A 1,801-nucleotide genomic window follows, 5' to 3' on the forward strand; every position below is an offset into this window, starting at 1 on the left:
AACACACCACCGAAGCTATGACCTGAACAAGTAATTGTTCTTGGGTAGGGGAGCGTTGTATGTAGGTTGAAGGTGTACTGTAAAGAGCGCTGGACAGCATACAAGTGAGAATGCCGGTATGAGTAACGAAAAGATCAGTGAGAATCTGATCCGCCGAAAGCCTAAGGGTTCCTGAGGAAGGCTCGTCCGCTCAGGGTAAGTCGGGACCTAAGGCGAGGCCGAAAGGCGTAGTCGAAGGACAACAGGTTGAAATTCCTGTACCACCGTGAACCGTTATGAGCAATGGGGTGACGCAGAAGGATAGTGACGCGGACTGATGGATGTCCGTCCAAGCAGAGAGGCTGGTGTGTAGGCAAATCCGCACATCGTAAGGCTGGTCTGTGATGGGGAGTGAAAATTACAGTAGCGAAGGTCATGAGTTCAGGCTGCCAAGAAAAGCCTCTAGCCAGGGAGAAGGTGCCCGTACCGCAAACCGACACAGGTAGGCGAGCAGAGCATGCTAAGGCGCGCGGAAGAACTCTCGTTAAGGAACTCGGCAAAATGACCCCGTAACTTCGGGAGAAGGGGTGCCTCGGTAGGGTGAATAGCCCGAGGGGGCCGCAGTGAAAAGGCCCAAGCGACTGTTTAGCAAAAACACAGGTCTGTGCGAAGCCGCAAGGCGAAGTATACGGGCTGACGCCTGCCCGGTGCTGGAAGGTTAAGGGGAGTGGTTAGGGGTAACCCGAAGCTATGAACCGAAGCCCCAGTAAACGGCGGCCGTAACTATAACGGTCCTAAGGTAGCGAAATTCCTTGTCAGGTAAATTCTGACCCGCACGAATGGCGTAACGACTTGGGCGCTGTCTCAACGAGAGATCCGGTGAAATTTTAATACCTGTGAAGATGCAGGTTACCCGCGACAAGACGGAAAGACCCCATGGAGCTTTACTGCAGCTTGATATTGGACTTTGGTACGATCTGTACAGGATAGGTGGGAGCCTGAGAAACCTGAGCGCCAGCTTGGGTGGAGGCGACGTTGGGATACCACCCTGATCGTATCGGAGTTCTAACCTGGTACCGTAGATCCGGTACGGGGACAGTGTCAGGTGGGCAGTTTGACTGGGGCGGTCGCCTCCTAAAAAGTAACGGAGGCGCCCCAAGGTTCCCTCAGAATGGTTGGAAATCATTCGAAGAGTGCAAAGGCATAAGGGAGCTTGACTGCGAGACAAACAGGTCGAGCAGGGACGAAAGTCGGGCTTAGTGATCCGGTGGTACCGCATGGAAGGGCCATCGCTCAACGGATAAAAGCTACCCTGGGGATAACAGGCTTATCTCCCCCAAGAGTCCACATCGACGGGGAGGTTTGGCACCTCGATGTCGGCTCATCGCATCCTGGGGCTGAAGTAGGTCCCAAGGGTTGGGCTGTTCGCCCATTAAAGCGGTACGCGAGCTGGGTTCAGAACGTCGTGAGACAGTTCGGTCCCTATCTGTCGTGGGCGTAGGAAATTTGAGAGGAGCTGTCCTTAGTACGAGAGGACCGGGATGGACGTACCGCTGGTGTACCAGTTGTTCCGCCAGGAGCACGGCTGGATAGCTACGTACGGACGGGATAAGCGCTGAAAGCATCTAAGCGTGAAGCCCCCCTCAAGATGAGATTTCCCAGTATGTAAGACCCCTTGAAGACGACGAGGTAGATAGGTTCGGGGTGGAAGTGCCGTAAGGTATGGAGCTGACGAATACTAATCGGTCGAGGGCTTATCCAAGAATGTACACAACTCTTGCTTGTTTCGTATCTAGTTTTCAGGGGATAACCTTGAACAATA

Annotated in this window: 1 rRNA gene; it reads left to right on the forward strand. The window is 53.7% G+C overall.

From position 1 onward, the window contains the following. Positions 1-1,741 (forward strand): 23S ribosomal RNA (locus tag CF651_RS30390); the annotation flags it as partial. Positions 1,742-1,801: the final 60 nt, after the last annotated feature.

The organism is Paenibacillus rigui (genome assembly GCF_002234615.1).
GTDB classification, from domain to species: Bacteria; Bacillota; Bacilli; order Paenibacillales; family NBRC-103111; genus Paenibacillus_S; species Paenibacillus_S rigui.